24 protein-coding genes and 2 tRNA genes are annotated in these 24,132 nt (G+C 64.6%); 5 read left to right on the top strand and 21 right to left on the bottom strand.

The genetic code is table 11. The features are described from left to right. Positions 1–42: 42 nt before the first annotated feature. The 4 genes from BMW89_RS15745 to BMW89_RS15730 are packed head-to-tail and all read right to left on the bottom strand — an operon-like array spanning position 43 to position 3,144. On the bottom strand, positions 43–450 hold the full coding sequence (locus BMW89_RS15745; RefSeq protein ID WP_092027849.1) for a thiol-disulfide oxidoreductase DCC family protein: 408 nt from the start codon (positions 448–450) through the stop codon (positions 43–45). Beyond that, positions 450–1,769: an SDR family oxidoreductase gene (locus BMW89_RS15740; RefSeq protein ID WP_092027846.1), complete on the bottom strand. Its 1,320-nt coding sequence runs from the start codon at positions 1,767–1,769 to the stop codon at positions 450–452. The genes BMW89_RS15745 and BMW89_RS15740 overlap by 1 nt, the downstream gene beginning before the upstream one ends. A gap of 8 nt (positions 1,770–1,777) precedes the next feature. After that, positions 1,778–2,245: a DUF2269 family protein gene (locus BMW89_RS15735; protein ID WP_092027844.1), complete on the bottom strand. Its 468-nt coding sequence runs from the start codon at positions 2,243–2,245 to the stop codon at positions 1,778–1,780. After that, the gene (locus tag BMW89_RS15730) at positions 2,242–3,144 is read right to left on the bottom strand and encodes a dienelactone hydrolase family protein (protein WP_092027842.1); all 903 of its coding nucleotides are present in this window, start codon (positions 3,142–3,144) and stop codon (positions 2,242–2,244) included. Before BMW89_RS15730 ends, BMW89_RS15735 begins: the two co-directional genes overlap by 4 nt. A 266-nt stretch (positions 3,145–3,410) precedes the next feature. Between BMW89_RS15730 and BMW89_RS15725 the strand changes: the two genes are divergently transcribed. Together BMW89_RS15725 and ppa are read left to right on the top strand one after the other, a co-directional pair. Then, a complete protein-coding gene (locus BMW89_RS15725) occupies positions 3,411–3,920 on the top strand; it encodes a GNAT family N-acetyltransferase (protein WP_014490714.1) in 510 nt (169 codons plus the stop codon). A 178-nt stretch (positions 3,921–4,098) separates the two neighbouring features. Next, positions 4,099–4,635, top strand: a complete 537-nt coding sequence (ppa, locus tag BMW89_RS15720; RefSeq protein WP_092027840.1) for an inorganic diphosphatase — start codon at positions 4,099–4,101, stop codon at positions 4,633–4,635. A 133-nt stretch (positions 4,636–4,768) separates the two neighbouring features. Here the strand turns inward: ppa and folD are convergent, their stop codons facing one another. The 3 genes from folD to BMW89_RS15705 are packed head-to-tail and all read right to left on the bottom strand — an operon-like array spanning position 4,769 to position 6,313. Next, complete coding sequence (gene folD / locus BMW89_RS15715) at positions 4,769–5,653, bottom strand: bifunctional methylenetetrahydrofolate dehydrogenase/methenyltetrahydrofolate cyclohydrolase FolD (protein ID WP_092027838.1); 885 nt, start codon at positions 5,651–5,653, stop codon at positions 4,769–4,771. 10 nt (positions 5,654–5,663) lie between these two features. Continuing rightward, complete coding sequence (locus BMW89_RS15710; RefSeq protein ID WP_092027836.1) at positions 5,664–6,008, bottom strand: DUF167 domain-containing protein; 345 nt, start codon at positions 6,006–6,008, stop codon at positions 5,664–5,666. A 14-nt stretch (positions 6,009–6,022) separates the two neighbouring features. Beyond that, on the bottom strand, positions 6,023–6,313 hold the full coding sequence (locus BMW89_RS15705; RefSeq protein WP_007598721.1) for a YggT family protein: 291 nt from the start codon (positions 6,311–6,313) through the stop codon (positions 6,023–6,025). 220 nt (positions 6,314–6,533) lie between these two features. Between BMW89_RS15705 and BMW89_RS15700 the strand changes: the two genes are divergently transcribed. Beyond that, a tRNA-Ala gene (locus BMW89_RS15700) sits at positions 6,534–6,609 on the top strand. 106 nt (positions 6,610–6,715) lie between these two features. On the opposite strand, the gene BMW89_RS15695 is transcribed toward BMW89_RS15700, so the two are convergent. The 7 genes from BMW89_RS15695 to BMW89_RS15665 all read right to left on the bottom strand — a co-directional run bounded on the left by BMW89_RS15695 (position 6,716) and on the right by BMW89_RS15665 (position 14,548). Then, positions 6,716–7,528: an enoyl-CoA hydratase gene (locus tag BMW89_RS15695; RefSeq protein ID WP_092027835.1), complete on the bottom strand. Its 813-nt coding sequence runs from the start codon at positions 7,526–7,528 to the stop codon at positions 6,716–6,718. 125 nt (positions 7,529–7,653) lie between these two features. Beyond that, positions 7,654–8,448 carry a glutamine amidotransferase gene (locus BMW89_RS15690; protein ID WP_092027833.1) on the bottom strand — a complete coding sequence of 265 codons (795 nt, stop codon included), beginning with the start codon at positions 8,446–8,448 and terminating at the stop codon, positions 7,654–7,656. A 127-nt stretch (positions 8,449–8,575) separates the two neighbouring features. Further along, the gene (locus BMW89_RS15685) at positions 8,576–9,355 is read right to left on the bottom strand and encodes an SDR family NAD(P)-dependent oxidoreductase (RefSeq protein WP_092028066.1); all 780 of its coding nucleotides are present in this window, start codon (positions 9,353–9,355) and stop codon (positions 8,576–8,578) included. A 227-nt stretch (positions 9,356–9,582) separates the two neighbouring features. Continuing rightward, complete coding sequence (locus BMW89_RS15680) at positions 9,583–10,071, bottom strand: tellurite resistance TerB family protein (protein WP_092027831.1); 489 nt, start codon at positions 10,069–10,071, stop codon at positions 9,583–9,585. Between the two features lie 244 nt (positions 10,072–10,315). Further along, the gene (locus BMW89_RS15675) at positions 10,316–11,725 is read right to left on the bottom strand and encodes an adenylate/guanylate cyclase domain-containing protein (protein WP_092027829.1); all 1,410 of its coding nucleotides are present in this window, start codon (positions 11,723–11,725) and stop codon (positions 10,316–10,318) included. Between the two features lie 50 nt (positions 11,726–11,775). After that, the gene (locus tag BMW89_RS15670) at positions 11,776–13,143 is read right to left on the bottom strand and encodes a cytochrome P450 (protein WP_092027827.1); all 1,368 of its coding nucleotides are present in this window, start codon (positions 13,141–13,143) and stop codon (positions 11,776–11,778) included. A 34-nt stretch (positions 13,144–13,177) separates the two neighbouring features. Next, the gene (locus tag BMW89_RS15665; RefSeq protein WP_177196075.1) at positions 13,178–14,548 is read right to left on the bottom strand and encodes a hydrolase; all 1,371 of its coding nucleotides are present in this window, start codon (positions 14,546–14,548) and stop codon (positions 13,178–13,180) included. A 172-nt stretch (positions 14,549–14,720) separates the two neighbouring features. On the opposite strand from BMW89_RS15665, the gene BMW89_RS15660 reads away from it, so the two are divergent. Beyond that, positions 14,721–16,409 carry an MFS transporter gene (locus BMW89_RS15660; RefSeq protein WP_092027823.1) on the top strand — a complete coding sequence of 563 codons (1,689 nt, stop codon included), beginning with the start codon at positions 14,721–14,723 and terminating at the stop codon, positions 16,407–16,409. 56 nt (positions 16,410–16,465) lie between these two features. On the opposite strand, the gene BMW89_RS15655 is transcribed toward BMW89_RS15660, so the two are convergent. Both BMW89_RS15655 and BMW89_RS15650 read right to left on the bottom strand, forming a co-directional pair. After that, positions 16,466–16,678: a hypothetical protein gene (locus BMW89_RS15655; protein WP_092027821.1), complete on the bottom strand. Its 213-nt coding sequence runs from the start codon at positions 16,676–16,678 to the stop codon at positions 16,466–16,468. A 180-nt stretch (positions 16,679–16,858) separates the two neighbouring features. Continuing rightward, a complete protein-coding gene (locus BMW89_RS15650; protein ID WP_092027819.1) occupies positions 16,859–17,164 on the bottom strand; it encodes a hypothetical protein in 306 nt (101 codons plus the stop codon). A gap of 252 nt (positions 17,165–17,416) precedes the next feature. Here BMW89_RS15650 and BMW89_RS15645 point away from each other — a divergent pair, with 252 nt between their 5' ends. After that, positions 17,417–18,472 carry a polysaccharide deacetylase family protein gene (locus BMW89_RS15645; protein ID WP_092027817.1) on the top strand — a complete coding sequence of 352 codons (1,056 nt, stop codon included), beginning with the start codon at positions 17,417–17,419 and terminating at the stop codon, positions 18,470–18,472. Positions 18,473–18,544: 72 nt separating this feature from the next. On the opposite strand, the gene BMW89_RS15640 is transcribed toward BMW89_RS15645, so the two are convergent. The 5 genes from BMW89_RS15640 to BMW89_RS15620 form a co-directional block, all read right to left on the bottom strand. Then, positions 18,545–18,943: a hypothetical protein gene (locus BMW89_RS15640; RefSeq protein ID WP_092027815.1), complete on the bottom strand. Its 399-nt coding sequence runs from the start codon at positions 18,941–18,943 to the stop codon at positions 18,545–18,547. Between the two features lie 110 nt (positions 18,944–19,053). Then, positions 19,054–20,679 carry a glycosyltransferase family protein gene (locus tag BMW89_RS15635; protein ID WP_244547600.1) on the bottom strand — a complete coding sequence of 542 codons (1,626 nt, stop codon included), beginning with the start codon at positions 20,677–20,679 and terminating at the stop codon, positions 19,054–19,056. Between the two features lie 151 nt (positions 20,680–20,830). Beyond that, positions 20,831–20,906 (bottom strand) — tRNA-Thr (locus tag BMW89_RS15630). Positions 20,907–21,005: 99 nt separating this feature from the next. After that, on the bottom strand, positions 21,006–22,790 hold the full coding sequence (locus tag BMW89_RS15625) for a heme biosynthesis HemY N-terminal domain-containing protein (RefSeq protein WP_092027810.1): 1,785 nt from the start codon (positions 22,788–22,790) through the stop codon (positions 21,006–21,008). A 35-nt stretch (positions 22,791–22,825) separates the two neighbouring features. After that, complete coding sequence (locus BMW89_RS15620) at positions 22,826–24,100, bottom strand: COG4223 family protein (protein ID WP_502686392.1); 1,275 nt, start codon at positions 24,098–24,100, stop codon at positions 22,826–22,828. Positions 24,101–24,132: the final 32 nt, after the last annotated feature.

Raw genomic sequence — 24,132 nt, 5'->3', positions numbered from 1 at the left:
CCGCGATCTCCGTCATTGCGAGCGGAGCGAAGCAATGACGAATTACTCGATCACCCGCGCCCGCAAATCAGCATCAGGCACGAAGCACGCGTCATACTTGCCGAAGATGCGATAGCGGTTGCGCGCGATGAGGCTGTACACCGCATTCCGCAGCGGCTTCGGCACCGCGAACAATATTCGCGTCCAGCGCCATCCCGGGAGATGCGACAGCACGGTCAGCGCGGCGTCGGACTTCATAAACACCTCGCCGGCATGGACCACGGCATTGGTGTCGGGATCGTCCGGATCGATGCCAAACGTGCGTGCGAGCTTCGTTCCATAGTCTGACTGAATCGGTGTGAAACGAAATCGCTTCGCCGCGTCGCGCTGCGCGACGAAGCGGACCCAGCGCGAGCAGAAGATGCAGACGCCGTCGAACAGGATCACGTCGTCGTCGGGCCATTTTTGCATCAGCGATTATCCAGCATCAACAGCGCAACGAGCATCAGCACGATCGCCGGTCCGGTCTTCACCAGCGCGCCGAGTGGCTCAATCCAGAGATCGGGCGTGAGGATCGCTGCGCCGAACATATAGCCGAGCGAAGCGACGATGCCTGCGACCAGCCCGACCCCCGCGGTGCGGCGGAAGGCGATCAGCCCACCAATACTCATGTCCATCAGGCTGGTGCCGATGGTGATGGGATCGACCAGTGCCGGCGGAAAATTGTGCGCACTCAAGATGCCGACGGCGGCGCGGTAGGAGACGAACAGCGCGATGAAGCCGGATACGAGCCAGAACGCAACCAGGCTGGCGAAGATCAGCGCCTTGATCAGAAACAGCCGCGCGAACCATTTGTCCTGGATGGTGGCGGGATGTCGCCCAAGCGTATCCGTCAGCGTCTTCGGCGCTATGCCCGTGGCGGCGATCCACGCGGAGGGATCGCCGGTCACGCCGCGGCGAAGCTCGGCGATGGCGGTGGAGCGCATTGGTGGCATCCAGCCGAGATAATTAGCAAGATCGCCGATCTTTGCGCCGAGATCGAGCAAGAAAGACGGCATCGCGATACGCGCCCAGCCGGCGGTGCCGAATGCGAGGCGGAACTGCTTGATGACGCCGGCCATGGTGATCGGCTCTGATAGCATCAGGTCCCAGCTCACCGCTTTGACGGAGGCATCGTCGATATCGCGCGCGGCGAGCCAGGCGATGGTCGCCGAAATATCGTCGACCGCGACGGGCTGGAACGGGGTCACCATCTCCGCAGTCGGCAGATCGAGCGGAAAGGCGGCGAGCGCGCGGAGCATGGCGCTGCCGCCATAGGCTGACGGCGCCACAACGAAGCCGGGCCGCAGGATGGCGTGAGGAATTCCGGACGCCGCGATCAACCGCTCCGCGTCACGCTTGGTCGTGGCGAAGGCGGTGCGATCGGCTTCCGCCGCTCCAGGAATCGAGATGTGCACCAGCCGGATCGCGCGACCGCTGTCAGGGATCGCCTGAAGCAGGCGCGCGACGAAATCGCGATGCACGGCATTGGTGTCGCTGCCGGGGCCATCCTGGAGCACGCCGAGGCAGTTCACAACGAGATCCACCGCGCGCTCCTTCAGCAGGCGTGTCAGCGCGGCAGCATCAAGCGAGAGAATTGGCAGCTCGATATCCAGCGCGCTCATTGTCTGCGCCGGCGACAGGCTGCGTGCCACCCCCACCACGCGAAAACCTCGTGCGCGAAGATCGTCGGTGACGAAGCGGCCGATCAGGCCGGAGGCGCCGAGCACGAGAATGCTTCGCTGATCCATCGTATTCCTCAGAACGGTTTTGCGATCATCAGCCACAGAATCAGCATCGTCGCGCCGAAGCCGGGGAAGCCGAACGCGAACCAGCGGCGGAAGAGCACAAAATAGCGCTCCGGCAGCGCGCCGCCCTGATCGGCCGCCTTGCGTGCGAGATCGCGCATCTCGATCTGCATGAACACGACGGGGATCCAGAACACGCCTGCGATCACGTAGAGCGCCAGCGACGCAACGATCCAGCGTTCCGTGATCGACGTCGCCGACAGCATCATCAGCAAGCCGCCCGTGACCGGCTGGAAGATCACGGCCGAGAACGTGAAGATCGCATCCGCGGTCACCACCACCGATGCCGTGCGCGCGATGAACGGCGCATCGTGCGTGCGATGCGCCATCAGCATGAAGAAGGCGATGCCGGTTCCAGTGCCGAGGATGACGATGGCGCCGAGCACATGCAGATATTTGACCAGGAAATACAGCGTCATGGCTTTTTCACCGCCACCGGCTTCAGCACGCGATCGAGCTCGCTGCCGGCGGCTTTGACGCCCGCTTCAGTCTCGATCATCCAATGCCCATCGCTGCCCACCGCCGGCAACATGTGGAAGTCGACCTTGCCGCCGCTGCCGCGAAACGCATCGACCAATGTCTTCGAGAACGCCGGCGCGAAATAGCTGTCATTGGCGGCGACGAGCCATGTAACGGGAATGCGTGCGGCCTTGCCGAACTCAGCCGCAGCGGCAACAAGCGTATGCGGCGCGCAGATCCGGTTCGGCTCATCATTGGCGTGGCCGCCGCGCCCCGGCGCAAACACTGTGATCGCCGAGATCGCCTTCGGGTCGGCAGTCGCGAGCGCAAGCGCGCCCCAGCCGCCGGCGGAATGGCCGATCACGACCGCGGCATCCTTGCGCACGAAATCCTGCTTTCGCAAATAGTCCAGCGCGAGCGAAATTTCTTCGGCGGTCACACGGCCCGAGCGCGCGTAATCCGCTTCGTCACATCCGCCCTGGTCTTCGACATAGCGGCCGCCGGTCGCACCATGGCCGAGCCGTTCCGGCACCAGCACGGCGAAGCCGCGCGCGACGAGGAACGCTGCGAGTGCGCGGTATTCCGACTGCGGCATTTGCGCGCGACGCAATACGTTCTGTGTCGAGGCGTGCGCGATCACCGCGAGCCGGAACGGACCGGCGCCTGCGGGGCGAAACAGCAGCGCATGCGCGGCAATGTCGGTATCCGGCGACGGCACGCGCCATTGCTGCCGGCGAAACGGTTCGCCCTCCCCGCCCGACGAACCGAACGTGACCTGAGCGCACAGAGGCGACGCGGTCAGCAGGGCCAGCAGAGGCAGGAGCGCAAGGCCGCCGAAAAGGGTGTTGAAGAGCCGCATGAATTGCCGGAGGCGAACACGGAGAGTGACCACCAAACTAGTCGGAACGAATCAGTATCGGCGGATTTTTTGCGTTGCCATCGCGGTTCATTGGTTGCCGTAAGGCAGTTTTGCACCGACGCATGGCAGGCCGGTGCCCTTCGAAATGGCGCGCTGTCTTTTTTCGGTACAACATGGTTAAAATACTGATGCAGAAAGTCCACAGGTTAACCGATAATTAACGATAGGTCTTGCCGCCAGCGCGGCGACTTGGTTTGATTGCGCCCATGAGCACAACCCTGATCGAGGTCCGGCCGGCCAAAGCTGCAGATGCAACTGCGGTGGCGTCCACCCATGACGAAGCCTGGCGCTCCGCCTATCAGGGCATCATTCCCGGCGGCGAGCTGGAGAAGCTGATCAACCGCCGCGGTCCGCAGTGGTGGGACAGTGCGATCCGCAAGGGCAGCCGCGTCAGCGTGCTGGTGTTCGGCGACAAGATCGCCGGCTATGCGAACTATGGTCGTAACCGCGCCCGCAGCCTGCACTTCGACGGCGAAATCTACGAGCTCTATCTGCGCCCCGAGTTTCAGGGCCTCGGCTTCGGCCGCCGCCTGTTCACAGCCGCCCGCCGTGACCTGATGCAGAGCGGGCTGAAGAGCATGGTGGTGTGGGCGCTCTCGGACAACGATCCCGCGACCGAGTTCTACCGGGCGCTGGGCGGCCGCATGGTGGCGCGGTCCTCGGAACGTTTCGGGCCAAAGTCGCTCGACAAGGTTGCCTTCGCTTGGACCAATTGAGCTGCTGAAACCTTAGCCGGCAGCACTTCCCATCCGTCGATACCGTTGCCTCTTGCGCCGGTGATCGCTGGATTCATTATTTCACAAAAACACGATGGATTGGGGGGCCAAGCCCGCGTATGACAGCGCCAAAATCGCTGCCGGGCGCGATTTAACCTCGGCAACAACGGAGCCTTGAATGCGTATCGATGCGGTCTCGATCGGGAAAAACGTCCCCCACGACGTCAACGTCATCATCGAAGTTCCCGTGGGTGGCGAGCCGATCAAATACGAGATGGACAAGGAAGCCGGCACGCTGGTGGTCGACCGCTTCCTGTACACGCCGATGCGTTACCCCGGTAACTACGGCTTCATCCCGCACACGCTGTCCGATGACGGCGACCCCTGCGACGTGCTGATCATCAACACCCGCGCCATCATCCCCGGCGCCGTCATGAGCGTGCGCCCGGTCGGCGTGCTGATGATGGAAGACGAAGCCGGCGGCGATGAGAAGATTCTTGCCGTGCCCTCCTCGAAGCTGACGCAGCGCTACGACAAGGTGAAGTCGTACTCCGATCTGCCGGATATCACGCTGCAGCAGATCCAGCACTTCTTCGAGCACTACAAGGATCTCGAACCGGGCAAGTGGGTGAAGATCTTGCGCTGGGGTGGCCCGGAAGAAGCACAGAAGCTGATCCTCGAAGGCATCGAGCGCGAGAAGAAAAAGAAGGGCTAGGTCTCGTGTCCCGGACGCGGTGCGGCATGCAATGACGCACCGCTGAGCCGGGACCCATGCCGCCACTCACACTGGGCCCCGGCTCAGCAGCGCACCGTTTCACGCTGCGCTGCGTCCGGGGCACACGTGCTCACTACACCGCCGGCTTCGGCAGGCCCGCAATCGCGCAGGCCGCGCGCAGCGTATTCACCAGCAGGCACGCTACCGTCATCTGGCCGACGCCACCGGGCACCGGCGTAATAGCGCCAGCGACAGCTAGCGCTTCCTGATAGGCGACGTCGCCGACGAGACGCGTCTTGCCATCCTCTTTGGGGATACGATTGATGCCGATGTCGATCACGGTCGCGCCCGGCTTCAGCCAGTCGCCACGCACCATCTCCGGCTTGCCCACCGCGGCGTAGACGAGGTCGGCGCGCTTCACGAGCCCGGGCAGATCACGCGAGCGCGAATGCGCAATGGTCACCGTGGCGTTCTCGTTCAGCAGCAATTGCACCAGCGGGCGGCCGACCAGATTGGAGCGGCCGATGACGATGGCGTTCATGCCTTCGAGCGAGGCGTGCACGCTCTTGCTCAGGATGATGGAGCCGAGCGGCGTGCAAGGCGACAGCGCTTCGAAGCCGCCGGCGAGCCGGCCGGCATTGTTCGGATGCAGGCCGTCGACATCCTTGGCGGGATCGATGGCATTGATGACGGCTTCGGTGTTCAGGCCCTTGGGCAGAGGCAGCTGCACGAGAATGCCGTGCACGGCGGGATCGCGGTTGAGCTTGGCGACGACCGCCAGCAGGTCGCTCTGCGAGACGTCGGCCGGCAGCTTGTGCTCGAACGAGGCCATGCCGGCGGCCTGGGTCTGGGTGTGCTTGGAGCGGACATAAACCTCGCTGGCGGGGTCGTTGCCGACCAGCACGACCGCAAGGCCCGGCACCAGATTGTGCTCGCGCTTGACGCGGGCGACCTCGTCGGCGACGCGAGCGCGAAGTTCCGCGGCAATGACTTTTCCATCGATGATCTTGGCGGTCATGTCAGTTCCCTCAGTCTGTCGATTTGGCCGCAGCAAGCTTGCGCAGGGCTTCGCCAAGCCGCGCCGGATCGCCATCGACCGCAATCTGCTTCAACCGCGAGGTCGCTCCCGAAAGCAGTTTTACACTGGCCTTGGGGACGCCGAGCGATTTCGCCAGCAGCACCAGAACGGCCTTGTTGGCCTCGCCGCCATCGGCAATCGCGCGCACGCGTACCTTGAGTACGCTGCGGCCATCGGCCAATTGCTCGATCCCGTCGATATCGTCGCGGCCGCCGCGCGGCGTCACCCGCAGCGCGATGCTGATTCCGGTGGCCGCGTAACGCCAAGGTTCCCTAGGAGCTTCCTTCGCGACCAAGGCGCTCCGCCCGCTTAGATCACGTTCGGGTAGATGTAATACAGGATCACCCGCTCGATGAACATGATGAGCAGGATCAGGATGATCGGCGAGATATCGAGGCCGCCGAGGCTGGGCAGGAAGTTGCGAATCGGGGCCAGCACCGGCTCAGTGATCCGGTACAGGAACTCCGCCACCGCCGAAACGAACTGGTTGCGGGTGTTGACGACGTTGAAGGCGATCAGCCAGGACAGGATCGCGGAGGCGATCAGCAGCCAGACGTAGAGATCGAGCACGATGATGACGATGTCGAGAACGGCACGCATGATTTTTGACGACTCTGGCTTTTGAAGACTCTGGCTTTTGAAAACTCTGGCTGCGATCGAGATTGACGCCTTTTGCTAGATATCGGTTCCCCCCCGCCCAAACAAGGGAAGTCGGTGCCCGGATGGCTAAAACCGCTTTTACACCCGTCCTTGACTTGACCCTGCCGGGGACTTAAATGGCCCCCGGTTGTCGGCCGCATTAACCAGAGCGGCCCGCAAAGGGGCCATAGCTCAGCTGGGAGAGCGCGTCGTTCGCAATGACGAGGTCGGCGGTTCGATCCCGCCTGGCTCCACCAGCCTTCGCAGGCTAAGCCTGCTTCGGCTCGGCAAGCCGCTTCGTAGCGAAGGCTGCCGCGGCGTAGCCCGAAGGGCGAAGCCGGGCTACCTGCTCAGATCTCCGCCCTACCTCCCCGTAAACCGTGGCGGCCGCTTCTCCATGAAGCTCGCCACCCCCTCCCTGAAATCACTCCCGTTCAACGCCACCATCATCTCCCGGTTGGCCTCGATCGTTGCTTCGGCCAGGGTCTGGAACGGCACCTCGTAGAGCTGCCGCTTGATCACGGCCATCGCGCTCGGAGAAACCATGTCCGCGAGGTCGCGCGCATAGGCATACGTCTCCTCGCGCAGCTTCTCGGGCGAGCAGAGCCGGTTGACCAATCCAATCCGCAGCGCTTCCTCGCTCGACACGCGCCGGGCCGAGAGCAGCAAATCCATCGCATTGGCGTGGCCGACGATATGCGGCAGCATCCACGACATGCCATGCTCGGCGATAAGCCCACGCCGCGCGAAAGCTGTCGTGAACACGGTGTTGTCGGCGGCGAAGCGCAGGTCGCAATAGAGTGCGTGAACAAGACCGATGCCGGCGGTCGCGCCGTTGAGCATGGCGATGACGGGCTTTCCGATCGACGGATAGAAGCCGTAGCGCGTCTGCCAGTCCGGACGGCGGTTCATGTCGAAGGGCGGCAAATGCGATGCGCGCCTGACATCGTTGGGATCGAGTCCTTTCAGCGCATCCATGTCGGCGCCGGCGCAGAAGGCGCGGCCCGCGCCTGTCAGCACGATGACGCGAACATTGTCGTCAGCGCTCGATGCCTCCATCGCGTGACGCACGTCGCGTTCCATCGTCGGCGTCCACGCATTCATGCGGTCAGGGCGGTTGAGCGTGATGGTCGCGACCTTGTCGCTGACGTCATAGAGAATGTGTTCATAGGTCATCGCGCTCTCCCTTTGTTTGCCGGCACGCGTTCGCGCGCGCTCGTTTGCAGCGAGCCTAGCATATTCAGGAATGAAGCAAGGACTTGCGCCAAGGACCTGCGCCAAGGATCCGCGCGAAGGCGCGATCACTCGGCGGCTTGCGCCAGTACCGGCCGGTGCGCCAGCCAGCCGTCGATGAAATGGTCGAGCCAGGCACGTTCCGCCGCATCGTAGACGGCGCGGTCCGCGAAATGATGATGCCGCTCGCGCGCGCCGGGCGCGCTGAGGCCATCATAGCCGCGCGTGGTCCAGCAATGCATCATCGCGTAGGTCACGTCGGGGTGGAACTGCACGCCGAAGGCATTGCCGGTGCGATAGGCCTGGATCGGAAAATCGTCGCCTTCCGCCAGCAATTCGGCGCCGATGGGTAACTGAAATCCCTCGCGATGCCAGTGATAGACTTGCGCGGGCCAGTTCGGGCAAAGCGCGTGGCCCGCCGCAGTCGGGCGGATCGGGTAGTAACCGATCTGGGTCAGCGCCTGCGCATGCGGCGCGACACGCGCACCGAGCTGCATCGCGAGCATCTGCGCCCCGAGGCAGATGCCGAGGAACGGCCGCTGTTCGCGGAGCGGAATGTCTATCCAGTCGATCTCGCGGCGGATGTAGTCGTCGGGATCATTGGCGCTCATCGGACCGCCGAAGACCACGGCGCCGGCATGCCGGTCGAGCGTCTCGGGCAGGGGATCACCGAAGCGGGGCCGGCGGATGTCGAGGCGATGGCCAAGCGCGCGCAACGCATTGCCGACGCGGCCGGGTGTCGAGGATTCCTGATGCAGAATGATGAGAACCGGCAACTTTGTTTCGGAAGCGGCCGCGCTCGGCGTCCTTCTGGTGAAGGGCACCAATTCTGCGCTACCAAACCTGTTCGCCCGGAACGACATGGCCTCTGCGAGTGCTATCGGTTCAAGCCGCCAGCATAACTAAGCGACGGTTAACATCGTGTGAGTTCGCGCACACAAGCTCCCAAATATGGAAGCAAGCTCCGGGCCAATACGGTCGCTTCGAGCTTTAGTGCCTCTGCCGCTGGAACCGGCTGGTGGCGGACAGGATGAAGCCGCGCGGGAAGAAACGCAGCGCGAACGGCACAATCTTGATGCCGAGGCCGGGCAGCACTGCCCGTTTGTTGGCCATCAGGCCACGATAGCCCTCTCTTGCAACATCGGCGGCAGAGACGTTGAGAATGGCCGTATCGTGCCCGGATCCAACGCGGGCCCGCGCCTGGAATTCGGTGGGCACCGGACCCGGGCAAAGCACGGTGACGCGAACGCCGCGCGGCGCAAGCTCCGCCCGCAACGCTTCGGTGAAGGAGATCACATAGGCCTTGGAGGCGTAGTAGACGGCCATGCCGGGGCCGGGCAGAAAGCCGGCGACCGATCCGACATTAAGAAGACCGCCCTTGTTCCTGATGAGCTGATCAGCAAAGCGCAGCGACAGATCGGTCAGAGCCCGAACGTTGACATCGACGATGCCGACCTGCTCGCAGCGGTCGCGCTCGATCGCGTCGCCGAACACACCGAAGCCGGCATTGTTGACGAGATTGTCGAGCTCGACACCTTCGCTCGCGAGCGCGGCGGCGATCTTGTCGCCGGCGTCGGCTTCCTGGAGATCGCAGGCGATCACGATCGGCCTCTTGCCGCCCTTGGCGGCGAGCTCGTTCGCGAGCGCCTCCAGCCGGTCTGCGCGCCGTGCCGTCAGCGCGAGCCGATGCCCGTTGGCTGCGAATACACGCGCCAGCTCCGTGCCGATGCCCGCCGACGCACCAGTGATCAACGTTACCCGCTCGGTCACGATCAAGTCTCTTGAATTGAAGTTTTTTGGCCCCGTAATGGCGGAACGAGAGCATAGGCCGGGCGCGACAGGCAAGCGGCGCTGGCGGCATGGCCGTCTGAATACGCCACAGGGAGAGTAGTAACCTCCCGGATCTACAGGCGAATCCGGAACCAGGCCGGTCAGGAGTTACATTAAAGTTTCGTCATGTGGCCCGCACAACCGGCAATTGGCCACCTCGGTGCAGCTCAGCCGCCGACCGCGCCGTCCTTGACCTGCCCGCCGGCGCGCTCCGCGACCGCATGTTTCAGGTCGATCCGGTCGCGCTGGGAAATCCCGAGCAGGTCGGAAGCGCGCCAGAGGACATTGTCCTCGAACTCGGAGACCTGGCCGTCGGCATAGACCAGCTCCCACATCATCTGGACGATGCGTTTGCGGCCCGCTTCGTCGAGCGAGCGCATGATGACGCTGGTGAAATGATAGAGATCGACCGCCTCGCCCTCGACCTCCGTCGCATCCGCGATCAAGCGGTCTGCGGTGCCGCGATCGAGCCCGAAATGGTTTTCGATCAGGTTGTGCAGCTTGCGCTGCTCGGCCGCGGTCGGCTCACCGTCCAGCGAGACCACGTGGACCAGCAACGCGGTCGCCGCAAGCCGGTAATCGCTATCGCCGAATGCACGATCCCCGGCATGGGGAGCAACAATGTCGGCGATGAATTGGCGCAGGCCGTCGAGCATAGGGTCCACCCGAAATCGATGACGCCGCGGGGGCGCGGCCGTTACCAGCATTATATGAGCGGGAAACTCAACCAGCGCAACGTGCGTCAGTTCCGCGCGCTGATTACGTTTCGGCAATCTGTTCCACCTCCGTCATTGCGAGCGGAGCGAAGCAATCCAGACTCTCTCCGCGGAGGGATTCTGGATTGCTTCGTCGCAAGGGCTCCTCGCAATGACGGAGTGTGTGGCGGCATCGCCCCGTCCCTCACGGGATCTCGTACACCACCATCTTGTCGGCGATGCCGCGCAATGCGGCCTGTTTCTGGATCGGCTTGATCGCGCGCTGCTCGAGCACCGCGGCGACCGCGGGTGCGTCCAGCACCGGGCCGGTGATGTGAATCTCCTGCGCGGTCGAGAGGCTCTGCACGCGAGCGGCGATGTTGACGGTCTGGCCGAAATAATCCTGCCGCTCGTTGAGCATCACCGCAAGGCACGGACCTTCATGGATGCCGATCTTGACGATGAGATCATCAGTCTCGCGCTTCTTGTTGAGCTCCTCCATCGCCGAGCGCATCCGCAAACCCGCGACGATCGCATGCTCGGGACGGACGAAGGTCGCCATCACGGCATCGCCGATCGTCTTCACCACGGCGCCCTTCTCCGAGGAGATGATTTCGAGCAGCGCATGGAAATGCGCGCGAACGAGATCGAAGGCGGCGAGATCGCCGACGCGCTCGTAGAGCGCAGTCGATCCCTTCAGATCGGTGAACAGGAAGGTGAGCGAGGTGATCTGGAGCCGCTGGTCGAGGCTGAGATTGTCCGCCTTGAACACATCGCGAAAGGTCTGGTTCGACAGCATCCGCTTGGCCGTGAGGAACGGCTTGCGTTGGCCGATGAGGTGGTGAAGCGCCTCGGCCGCGATGAACACCGACGGCAGCACGCGCACGCCGGCCTGGTTCTCCAGCGACAGCCGCAGCGGGCCCGGCCGCATCGTCGTGGTCCCCGTCGGCGCCTGCACCCTGTTGTACATGATGGCGAGCTGCTGGCGGTCCTTGGTCGGTTCGCCCTGCACGTCGATGAAGTGTGCGGCGTGCGTCACCGGCTCGAAGATGATGATGAAGTCATTCGGCAGTTGCAGCGACATGGTCGCCTTCTCGCCGGCCGGCAGCTCCATCGTATCCAGCGTCACCTCGTTGGCCAGCGTCGCAAACGATTCCTTGTTGAAGTCGACGCCGGAGCTCCAGAACACCTGCTTGAAATACTCCCACACCGGAAGCGTGTCGGGGTCATGCGCCGCGATGCGTCGCACACGCGGGTTCACGGTGAAGGAGACCTCGACCTGATCGTCGACGGAGGCCTTGTAGCCGCAGGCGCAAAGCGCGCAGTGATAATCGTCCGGCTTGAGCGCCTTCAGGGTCGAGTGGGCTCCCAGCACACCACCGCAGCCCGGACACAGCACGTTCCAGCCGAGATCGAACAGCCCGAGTCGCGCCGAATGCAGAAAGCCCGAGATCGCCTGCTCTTCGTCGAGACCATGCTGCGTAGCGAAGTCGAGAACGTTGACGCGGTTGAGCTCGTGATCCTCGCCGTCCTCGATCAGCCGCGCGATCGCATCGGCCACCTTCGCATCCGCGGTCTGCTTCAAAACGGAAAACTGGGCCTGGATGTCGCTCATGGCGTAACTCTATCTGTGTTGGATCACGTCATCGGCCAGACGCATGTCTGTCACCGACGCGTGATGCTGAAGAGGGGTGAGCGGTCCGGCTGGGTCGTGACGACGCCAAGCGGAACCACCGGAACCCTGTCGGCCAGCTCGACACGGAACGCACCGATCAGCCGGGCCAGTGCCACCACGGATTCGGCTTGCGCAAACGGCGCGCCGATGCAGACGCGCGGCCCCGCGCCGAACGGCAAATAGGCGAACCGGTCGGGCGCTTCTTTCGACATGAAGCGCTTTGGAATGAACGCGTTCGGCTGATCCCACAGCTTCTCGTGCCGGTGTAATAGCCATGGCGCGATCATGATGATGTCGCCCTTGCCGATCTCGATGCCGGCCGCATTGTCCTTCGCGCGCGCAGCGCGCGCGACCAGGAAGGCGGGGGGATAGAGCCGCACGGTCTCGTCGATCACCGCGCGGGTGAATTTTTGGCGATCGATGTCGGCCATGCTGTCGAGATGCTCGCCGCGGGTCTCGGACGCCACCTCTTCCTGGGTATCCGGATCGAGCGCGAGTAGATAGAGCGCCCAGAACAGTGCGGTCGCGGTCGTCTCATGACCGGCGAGAATCATGGTCGCGACCTCGTCGACGAGTTGCGCGTCGGAAAAGCCCTTACCGGTTTCAGGGTCGCGCGCCTCGTCCATGAGATCGAACAGGTCGCGCGGCGGCGCGCCCTCCTTCTTGCCCATCGCGCGCCGCTCGGCGATCAGCATCGCGACGAATTCGGTCCAGCGCTTGCGGAAGCGGCCGCGAGCCCGATCCATCGGGGTCGGCCAGGACACCGGCAGCAGCATGTCGAGGACATACGGCCGTCCCAGCCGCTCGCCATATTCCATGACGAAGTTGCGCAAGGTGGGGCCGTGCCGGTCCATGCCGAACGAGAACATCGTGCGCCCGGCGATCTCGAGCGTCATGCGTTGCATGATCTCGCGCAGATCGACCGGCGCGCCTGTTTGCGCATCAAGCTTTGCGATGGTCTCGTCGAGCACCGCCGTCATGTGCGGGACGAGGTTTGCGGTCGCGCGCGGCGTGAAGGCCGGTGCGAGTGTGCGGCGCTGAAACGTCCAGTCGTGACCTTCGGCGATCAGGAGGCCGTCGCCGAGCACGGGGCGCAGCATGCGGATGCCCGCCGGCGTCCGCGAATAATTCTCGTAATTGCTGAGCAGCACATGCCGGATCGCATCCGGGCGGTTCAGGATAAAACTGTTGTGGAGGAAGAAACGTCCCTTGATGACGTCTTCCTCATAGGCGCGCTGCCCCCAGGTTGCGATCATGTTCTGCCGGAGGAGCGCGACCCGGCCGAAGAACGACATGTCGTCGGGTGCACGCGGCGGCGTCGGAGGGATGATGGGCCGACGCACGCTGGCGATGTTCATGGCTCTCTCCCGCAGATGTGGCGCAGGCAAATAGCTAGTAAGTCAGCTCGGCAATCGCAATCCTGTTCTCGGCGGCGGGCCAGAGGCGTGCCACAATTCGTTCCTCGTTGAATTGGGCCACGATGTTACGCCCAACCTCGCCGATTGGAAGCCGCAAGGTTGCTGCCGGATCCGTGGGCACACCCGGCTTGACGTCGGCGGGCTCCTTGCCGTCGAGCAGCACGACGTCCCGCGGCAGGCCCAAATAGCCCCGCGGCCGCGACATGATCACGACAGCTCCGGCATCCTTGTCGGCCGGTCCGAGCGGGCGGGCGGCGCGCAAATGCACGACGTCGGACGAGCGCGGGAAAGGCGAGCGGTAGATGTGTGTCGTCGGCGCATCCGGCGACGCGAGGGCGAATTCGAGCGACCAGGAGGGCTCGACCTGCGCCGGCCCCCAGTGGCCGTCGGCGCCGGTCTTTGCGCTATGCACGGCATTGCCCCTACGCTCACCGGTATCATGATCGACGCGGAAAATATCGACGGTTGCACCGGCCACCGGGCGATTGGTCGACACGCCGCCGGGCGTGCCCGTGACGAGGCCACTCAACCTGACACTCTGTTCCGGAGTGATCGCGATGCGTGCGGGCTCGTGCCCTGCAATGAATTTATAGATCTCGCGGAAGGCACGCGGATGAGACGCCGTCTCGCGATGGTCGAGCGCGCCGAGCACCAGATTGGTGGCGCCCTTCAACTCCGGCCCTTCGACCGTGACACCGGTCGGCGTGCCGGGCTTGCCGATGAAGCGGCCGTCGGCCTGGGCGTATTTGTCCATGCCGTCGCTGCGAAGCGTAAGGAAGGCCGTGCCCGGCGTCACCTCGCTCTCGCCCTCGTTCAAGCCGCGCAGGAATACGCCACGGCCGTTGAACTCGTTGTTCGGCTGATCGTCGGTCGCGAACACGCCGTGATTGGGCGTGCCACAGAGCACGGCGTGGCTGACATCGCCGGCGCCGCCGTTCTTGATGACGTTGCGGATCGCATAGCCGCCGCGCGAGCTGCCGACCAGCGCCACGCGCGCCGCCCCGGTGCGGCGCTTCAATTCAGCGATGGCAGCTGCAAGTTCGCGGCGCTGGTCCTCGGTCGAGGAGCGGTTGGCTTGCTCGACCTTGTCGTCGCTCCGTGCATTGGGATCGGTGAAATTAATCGCCAGCATGCGATCGCGCGCGATGCCGTTGGATTCCATCCGCCACATCGTGGTCATCCAGAGCGCGTCGTAATCGCCATTGCCATGGACGAACAGGATCGGCGGCACGTCGGCAGACTGCGCCGTGGGCGCGGCTTGAGCGAAAGCATCCCTCCGTGCGCTCGCAAGTGCGAAAGGCACGCTGCCCGCCCCCAGCAAGATCGTCCGTCGCGACAGCTTCATCTGTTCCTCCCGGCAAAACCTGCGTCTTTGCACCGCTTATAGCGGCCTAACCACTGGACAGCGAAGGACTTTCGCAGGCATCACTGAACTTGCCGGAATCACCCAAAGACAACTCCAAGATCACTCCAAGATCACTCCAAGACCACTTCTGCCAGCCCATTTGGAAGGGGATATGACCGAGCAGACGAACCGTCAGAAAATTGCGGCCGACGGCATCACCGCGCCGCTGCGGTACACCGTGTTCCGGCGCATCTGGCTCGCCAGCCTGCTCTCCAATCTCGGCCTGTTGATCCAGGGCGTGGGCGCGGCGTGGGCGATGACGCAGATGGCGGCTTCGGCGGACAAGGTCGCACTGGTGCAGACCGCCCTGATGCTGCCGATCATGCTGATCTCGATGCCGGCCGGCGCCATCGCCGACATGTATGACCGCCGCATCGTGACGCTGATCGCGCTCGCGATCGCACTGACCGGCGCGACGGCGCTGACGGTGCTGGCCTGGCTCAACCTCATCACCCCTGAATTGCTGCTCGCCTTCTGCTTCGTCGTCGGCAGCGGCAACGCGCTGTTTGGCCCGGCCTGGCAGTCCTCGGTCAGCGAGCAGGTGCCGCCCGATGCCTTGCCGTCGGCCGTCGCGCTCAACGGCATCAGCTACAACATCGCGCGCAGCTTCGGGCCCGCGGTCGGCGGTGTCATCGTCGCCTCGCTCGGTGCTGTCGCGGCCTTTGCCTGCAATGCGATCCTCTATTTGCCGCTGCTGGTGGTGCTGCTGCTCTGGCGGCGCAACACCGAAGCGTCGCGGCTGCCGCGGGAAAAACTCAACCGCGCCATGGTTTCGGGCTTCCGCTACATCACCAATTCGCCGCCGATCAAGATCGTGCTGTTGCGCACATTGGTGATGGGCCTGTGCGGCGGTGCCATCATGGCGCTGATGCCGCTGGTGGCGCGCGATCTCCTGCATGGCGGCGCGCAGACCTACGGCATCATGCTCGGCGCCTTCGGCATGGGTGCCGTCGTCGGCGCGCTCAATATCCACGAACTGCGCAAGCGCATGAGCGGCGAGGCCGCGATCCGCGCCTGCACCATTTCCATGGCGTTCGCGATGGCTGCGCTCGCGGTGAGCAGCGAGCCGGTGCTGACCGCGGCCGCGCTGGTGCTCGCCGGCGCGGTCTGGATGGCGGCGGTGGCACTGTTCAATATCGGCGTGCAGCTCTCGGCGCCGCGCTGGGTCGCGGGCCGCTCGCTCGCCGCATTCCAGGCCTCGATTTCCGGAGGCATCGCCATCGGTGCCTGGGGCTGGGGCCATCTCACCGATTACGCCGGCGTCGAAGTCGCGCTGCTGACGGCGGCCAGCCTGATGCTGATCTCACCGCTGCTCGGATTCTGGCTCACGATGCCGCGTGTCGGCGCGCGCAACGAGGATGCCGACGTGCTGGCCGATCCCGAGGTGAAGCTGTCGATCACCGGGCGCAGCGGGCCGCTGGTGGTCGAGATCGAATACCGGGTCGCCCAAGAAAATGCGCGCGCGTTCCACAATGTGATGCAGGACGTGCAGCTCTCCCGGCAGCGCAACGGCGCTTACGGCTGGTCGATCGCGCGCGACATCGCCGATCCGGAATTATGGACCGAGCGCTATCACTGCCCGACCTGGTTCGATTATTTGCGCCAGCGCAACCGCTCGACCCAGTCCGAACGCGCGCTGCATCAGCAGGCGATCGATTTCCACGTCGGCCCCGCTCCGATACGGATCCGCCGCATGCTGGAGCGTCCGTTCGGCTCGGTACGCTGGAAGGAAGAGACGCCGGACCGTGCCAGCGCGGAAGTGCTGCCGGTGGTCGCGACCGCGGCGGGGAGCAGTACGTAATTCTTACTTCGTAGCCCGGATAGAGCGCAGCGCAATTCGGGCTACGCCGCCGCGTCCTACTGGCCGTGGTCCGTCAGCACCTTGTCGCAGCCTTTGCTGAGCCGCGTACGATTCTGCTTGAGGCAGGCGAGCACGGCTTGATCGCCATTGTTCATCACCGGGCGGCAGAAGCGCGTGACATCGCGCGCGCAGGCATCGTGGCCGGGCTGCTGCGCGGATGCGCTGGATGCGCACAGGAGCAAAGGAAGAATGAAAAGAAATCTGGTCATCGCGTAATGCCTCTTACCCGGAAGAATGTGCGGGCGAAGCTAGTGCGACGATCCCTGAGCCGCAACGGCTTTATTGGCAGGCTGGATGGCGCCATCGCGTGGCCCCGGCTTGACGCCGGGGCACATCGCGAGGGTGCTAAGCAAGGGAGCTAACCGACGCAACGATCTTGAGTTGCGCTCTTACTGGTCCTGGGCGTCAGCGACCTTGCGCGACGCGCCCTTGGCGAGGTCCTTGTCCATCACCGCACGGCAACCGGCACTCAGATCCGTACGATGCTTCATCATGCACGCGGTGATCTTCGGGATGTTGGGGATTTCCGACGAGCACAGACGGAAGGCGTCGCCGGTGCACTGCTGCTGCGCTTCGGCCGAGAAGGCGAAGCTCGAGGTCGTCGACACGATCGAGATGATGGCGGCAAAGCCCAGAGCCAGGCTGGTGTCGCAGATCTTGCTAGTCAGGGACTTGGTGGTCAGCGAATTGGTCATTTGAAGCTCCCATTGGCACCGCTCGGCGGGGCCCGTTGTTGATGGGAATGACGATGCTCCACCAAAACAGTTTCTACTGTGATGATGGTCACGGGCCGTGCCCCAACTGTGACCTCGGTCACGTTCGCGCATCTCGCTGAAAATCCGGCGCAAACGCTGTCGTGTTGGTGTCACGTTAACTGTTCCTTCGCATTAATGGCTCGTCGCGCGGGGAATTCCGCAGGTTTGGTTGCGTAATTGGAAAGAGTAGCGATGCGTAATGCGTTGGGCCTGATGCTGGCCAGTGTCCTTGCGGCGGTCGTGATCGCCGCCGGCGGTTGGTTTTATTATTCCTCGCGCGCCGATCAGGGCGCTCCCAAGACGATTGCCGCCCGTGCCGCCGATCAATTGCCGGCACAGGCCAAGCTCGCCGCCAAGGACGACGTTTCGACCACCGCGACCGTCGCGGACAAGCCGACGACACTTGCGCAGGCACCCGCACCCGCTCCGGCCATGCCGGTTCAGCAGAAGCAGGCCTGCGCCAATCCGAATGCGCTGGGCGTCTCCCGCGTGGTCGAGATCGACACCACAGGCGGCCCCGGCTTCGGCTTCGAAACTTTCAAGCAATTCGACTTCCTCACCGACAAGGAGGTCGTGCTGACCTTCGATGACAGCCCCTGGCCGGTGAACACGCCCGCGGTGCTGAAGGCGCTTGGGGAAGAATGCACCAAGGGCCTGTTCTTCTCGGTCGGCAAGCACGCGATGTGGCATCCGGAAATCCTGCGCCAGGTGCTGGCCCAGGGCCACACGGTCGGCACGCACACCTGGTCGCATCTCAATCTCAACAGCAAGAAGATGACGGAGCAGCAGGCCAAGGACGAGATCGAGAAGGGCTTTAGCGCCGTGAAGCTCGCGCTCGGCACCAACCCGGCGCCGTTCTTCCGCTTCCCGCAACTTCAGCACAATCCGGCAATGGTGAGCTATCTCGGCACCCGCAACGTCGCGATGTGGTCGACCGATCTCGATTCCTTCGACTTCAGGAAGGGTGCCACCCCTGAGAAGATCGTCGAGACCGTGATGACCAAGCTCGACAAGCTCGGCAAGGGCATCGTCCTGATGCACGACTTCCAGAAGCACACGGGTGAGGCGCTGCCGACGCTGCTCGCGCGGCTGAAGGCCGGCGGTTACAAGATCGTGCAGATCAAGGCCAAGACGACCTTCCAGTCGCTGCCAGAATATGACGAGGCGGTGCTGAAGGATCTGAAGGTGCCGACCGCAAGCACGACCACGCGTCCGATCTCGAGCGTGGTGCAGACCGTTTCGCAGTAACGAAACCGCCGCTTCAATACGTGCATGGCCGGGCTTTCGCCCGGCCATTTGCATTTGGAAGGAAGCGGCGGCTTACCAATAGATGCCGTGACGATGCAGCTCGCTGATGATGCGGCGCTCGGTCGAGGCGCGCTGGTGCTTCGGCTTGCTGGATTTCGCGGATGTCTTCGACGCTGGCTGAGTTGCAGTCGGTGCTGAAGCCGTCGTGGTCACGGCAGGCGCGGTCGCTGCAGCGGGCGCAGGGGCGGCGGCGGGAGCCGAAGGAGCCGGGATTGCCGGCGGACGATCGACATATTTCGGAGCCTCGACGGCCGGCGCGATTTCGCTGATTTGCGTCGTGGTGGCCGCCGTCGTGGTGATTTGCGAGGCGGAGGTGTGGTCAGTCGCCGCCGACATCGACAGGCTGCGGTCGCCTGCCTGAGCAGATGCGGAGGCCAGGACCATGGCAGCAACCAGAATGATCTTGCGCATATGAAATCTCCCCGTGTTTGCGTGACCGGGACAGTACGGCAGGCCCGTCCGGGGTTATGTGATCGAGATCACGCAGGCTGCGATGCGATTTCGAACCCGCCAGGCCGCGGTCAGCAGCCGCGGCGATAGACCCGCAGCGTCACGTCAGGAAATGTCTGGGTATCGAGCAGGCAAAAGCCCTTTTCCGCATCCATGCGGGCGATGAGTTCGTCGCCAACCCGCGGCCCGAGCAGCGTGTGCGGTATCGAGCTCGAGAGCACGAGGATCTCCGACTTCAACAGCGCATCGCCCGTCGCCTGCGCAGTCCGGTGATAGAGCTCGTTGCGCATGACGAAATTCATCTTTGCCTGTTCGGCATAGAGCTGGATGGTCGCCGACGTAACGGGATAGGGGCTCGAGAAGGCGACAGTGAGCGGGCCGGCTTTTTCCGGCCTCATGTCGCGTAAGAGCGACCAGAGCCGCTCGGTCGCAAGGCGGATACTCTCCTGCTGCTGCGCGCTCAGCGGCGTCGCCGTGCTGATTGGACCGACGACCACGTGCCTGACGAACAGCTGGACGACGAATACGAGCACGAGCACCCGAGCGGCTGTGAGTGCGTGGCGGCGGATATCGCTGCCGAGACCAAAGCGGGCGAGCAGCGTTTCGGCAAGCATCAGGCCGGCGCAGCCATTGAGGACCATCGCGACGATGAACAGGCCATAAAACATCGCACCGAAGTAATAGGTCTTGATCTCCGCGACGGAGGGAATGGCATAGGCGATCAGCACAGCCGCCAGCAGAACGGCAGCGTCCAGCAGCGCGTCCCTGCCATGGATGGCGGCGAGCACGAGGCGAAGCCCCATCAGGCCCAGCCCGATGACCAGCCAATAGTGCAGGCCGAACTGTCCCTCGCCACCGATCGAGAAGCGCAGCAATCCGGCCCAGAAACTTTCGCCGGTGGTCCAGAGATCGCGCTGGCCGACGAACACATTGAGGATGTAGGTGACGGTCTCGACCAGGGCCGGCCCAATCAGCACCGCCGTGGTCGCGATCAGCGGCAGCACGAACCACAGCAGCGCGCTGAGCGCGGTGCGAAGCGACGGCCGCAATCCGCCAGCCTGGATGCAATCGGCAAATAGCCGGATCGCAAAGGCACTGCCAAGAAGCGCAAGCGCGGCAGGGAATGACGTCGGCTTGATGCTGACCGCCAGTGCGCAGGCAACGCCCAGAGCGGCGAGCGCGCGCGCGCCGCGATCGAGTACGCCGCGGTAGACGATCGCCCCAGCCGCAAGACCGATGGCAAGACCCGAAGGCAGATCGGGGCGCGCTTCAGTGACCGTGTGCCACAGCACCGGCACACAAGGCACCGCAATCAGGCACGCCGCGATCTCGAGCACGGGCCGGCGCCGAACCAGCCAGACGATCCCGAGCAGAAATGCAAAGACGACAACGGCGTGGACGAGATAGGGTCCGATGTAGCTGCCGGGAAACAACGCAAGCCCGATGATCGCCACCAGCGTCGCGAACGGCGCGTGGTGATGCAGCAAGCCCCACACGCTGGCAAAGACGCTTTGGTCTTTTGCCGCATTCATCCACCGCACAGCGTCGAGGAAATAGGAGACGTCGTCATAGAGCGGCGGGACGGACAGCCGGCTATGCAGACGCGAGACCTCGAGCGATCGCGAGGCTACGATGAATGTGACGCTTGCGGCAAGAATGACGAGACCCGAGATTCGCAACCATGCGTTCTGGTCCACCCCAGCCTTGCTATCCGTACCCACCACTTGCCCCGTCACCCGCATGTCCCATCGGCGCATCGTAGAGACACACGCGTGGAGCGCAACGCGCATGCGCCCGGTTTCAGTGGGCAGGAAGCTGGCTTGTGACGATCGGATGAAGTTAAGGCGCTGGTGCCGCAAGAGGGACTCGAACCCCCGACCCCGTCATTACGAATGACGTGCTCTACCAACTGAGCTATTGCGGCGAACCCTGCCGGGGCCCGGCGAAACCGGTCCCGATACGCGCGCTCCTGATATCGGGCATGGCCCGAATTGGCAAGGTGGAGCCGGCTTCGAAATGCGCCTCACGCGCCCCAACGGGACCAGAATCCGCGCCAGCCGCCGGCCTGGGCCTTCGAGGTACCGATTTGTTCCGTAAATTCATCGCTTGGGCCCTCGTCATCGATCCCGGGATCGTCAGGGGCGCGGATGATCGGGATGACGGCCTGGCCAGGTGCTTGCGCGGGCTTGCCGAGGTCGGCGCGGGTCCGGAACACCGGGGTTGCCGCCACGGGCGATGATTCGGCCGCTTCGGGGGCGGGCTTGACCGGCTCGACGGGCGCCGCCGCCAGCTCTTCCTTGACGGCTTCCTTGACGGCTTCCTCGACGGATTCCTTGACGGCTTCCTGGGCCTCACGGGGTGAATTGTCCTGCGCGGCCGGCACGGGAGCCGGTACCGTCACGGCCGGTTCCGCCGTGCTTTCGCTTGGGGCCGCCGTCACCCGTTTCGGCGGCGGGGCCGCCAGCATCGCTTCCTCGAAGGCCGAGGCTTCGATCGTGGCGCCCTTGTCGGACGGAAGGCTCGCGACCGGGGTCTGCCACTGGAAGGCGTCGAGCCGGCCGGTGACCGGGGAGACCGGGCGCCAGCGATCGCTGACATAGCCGTCCGCAGTCCAGGCCGGATCGTGGCGGGCGCGCACCGCACGCAACGTCCAGGCGCGGGCGCGACCACTGTCGCCGTGCTCGATGCGCTCGAGCTCGGCCATCAGCAGCGCGACACGCTGGGTCGGATCGTTGACGTAAGGCGCGAGCGCCGCGCGCGCACGCGCGAACTCGGAGGCATCGATCGCGGCGCGGGCGAGCGCGAGTTGGCCTTCGACATGGCCGGGCTTGTCGGCGGGCGTCTTGGCCGCGAGCGTCTCGACCCGCTGCAAGCGCTGCCGCGTGGAGTCGCCGAGCTTCACATGCGCATAGGCGTCGGCGAGATCGGGATGCGGATTGGCGAGCCAGGCGGCTTCCACCAGCTTCATGGCGCGGCGCACCTGATGCGCCTCGCTCTCGAATTTTGCGGCGAGCACCGCGGCCGGCACCAGCGTCGGCGCGAGCTTGATCGCCTCCATCACGCTCTCGCGCGCGACGTCGCGGTCCATGGTTTCCAATTCAAGCGCGCGCGCCGTCAACAGCACGCCGCGCTGGCGGCGATAGGCCGCCTTGTCGATCAGGCCGGCGGACAGATTCGAATCGAGGATCGCCAGCGCGCCGCTCCAGTCGCCGCGGGCGCAGCGGAAGCCGAGCACCGCATGCGAAGCCCAGGTCGAGGACGGCGACAGCTTGATAGCCTCCTCCGCGATCATCACGGCGCCGACCGCATCGTCGGCGCGCTGCGCTTCGATGAACAGGCCGCGCAGGCCGAGCAGCCGCGTATCCTCACGCTCCGCCATGGCGCGGAAGGCGCGCTGCGCCTCGTTGCGATTACCGTCGAGCTGCGCCGACTGCGCATGCAACAGCAGCGCGAGCGGATCATCGGGCGCGTGACGTCGCGCCGCGTCCGCGTGCCGACGGGCGAGCGCGGTGTCGCCATGGCCGATCGCGAGCAGGCCGTGGGTGATGGCGTGACGACCACGCGCATGACGCTTGTCATGACGGCGGCGGCGCATGCGCCCCGGCGTGCGCCAGATCGTCGTCACGATGCTCCAGAGCAAGACGATCGCGACTGCGAATATGCCGAGGCAGAGGACAAATACCGGAATGCTCGGTGAGGCGCGATAACTCCCCCACGTCATCACGACATTGCCGGGCTGGTCGGCAACCCAGGCCGCGCCGGCGCCGGCGAGCGCAATCAGGACGAGGAAAAGGACGATGCGAAGCATGGCTATTCCTATACGCGCTGATTGTTGCGCGAATCTTATTGAGCAGGCCTGGCGAGACTTGCCATGGCGTCGTCGGCGAATTTGCGGGAGGCCGCGAGCGCGGCATCGCGGGCATCGGCCTTGTCCAGCCACGCCTGCGCAGGCGCGCGATCGGTCTCGGACAACGTCTTCAGCTCGCGGCGCGCCTCGACGAAGTCGTTGCGCAGCGCCGCTGCCGTGATCCGCGCGACAATGGCGCCGCGATCATTGCCGACGCCGTCGGTGCGCTCGATGCGGACGAGTTTTGAGGCTCCCGCCTGAAGGCGCTCGACGATGCCGGTACCGCTGGTCTGCGCCTCTGCCGGCGGCGACAGTTTCGGCACGATGTTGAGGAGCTCGCGGCTCAGCGCGACCGGCGTCGGAATGCCGGCGGCAGCGAAACTATCGAGCGGTTTCAGCACCTCGGGCTTGGCTGCAAGCGACCGCGCAGCAGAGAGCTGCGCCGCATAGGGGTCGTTATGGCGAACGGCAACGTCGAGCAGGGTGGCGGCGACCACGTGGCGCAACGGCTTGTCGTCCATCACCTTGGCATCGGCGATCTTTTCGCCCTGCTGCGCGAGCTCGGCACGGGCGGTCGTGCTGGCGCGCTCGAGCTGCGAGAGGCGGTCGTCGAGGGCGGCAAGACCGGGCGAGGCCACCGCATCGCGCGGCGTGGATTTCGCATCGTTCAATGCGCCCGCAGTCTTGTCGGACTGTGCGCGCAAATTGGCGATGTCGCCGCGCAAAGTGCCGACGGATTTCTCCAGCGCATCGAGCCGCGCCACCATCGCCTGATCGGCCGTGGGCTTACCGGCTTTCGCTTCGACCGCGGCCACGCGACCGCTCAGCGCCTCGACCGCAGCGCTTGTCACTTGCGGCGAGGCCGGCGGCGCCTGCACCGCGGGCCAGCCCAGCGCCCAACCGACCGCGATCACGACCGCGGCGGCGGCGGCGCCGGAAAATGGAGCGATCACCCAAGGCGATACAGCTGCAGACGCGACGGGAGCCTGTTCCTCGGCGGGCTGTGCCTCGGGTCTGGCTTCCTCGGCCTTGGTCTCTTCAACCGTGGCCTGATCATGCGCAGCCTGCTCGACCGATGGCTGCGCCGCCGGCTCGCCCGCCACGTCCTGCGGCTGGGTGGAGACTTCGGTCGCCTCGAGGTCGATGGTGGGCGGGGTCCGCTTGGCGCGGCCGGACTCGGGGGGCATTCCCAAGTCTTCAGGGCTGCCCAAGTCTTCAGGCCTAACTACGTCTTCAGGCTTGCCTGCGTCTTCAGGCTTGTCGTCGGCCATCGTGACGGTTCCTCACACTTACATGCCCAAAA

Source organism: Bradyrhizobium sp. OK095 (assembly GCF_900109945.1).
GTDB lineage: Bacteria > Pseudomonadota > Alphaproteobacteria > Rhizobiales > Xanthobacteraceae > Bradyrhizobium.
The sequence above is the reverse complement of the archived record's forward strand: the minus strand, read 5'-3'. Positions and strand labels throughout refer to the sequence as shown.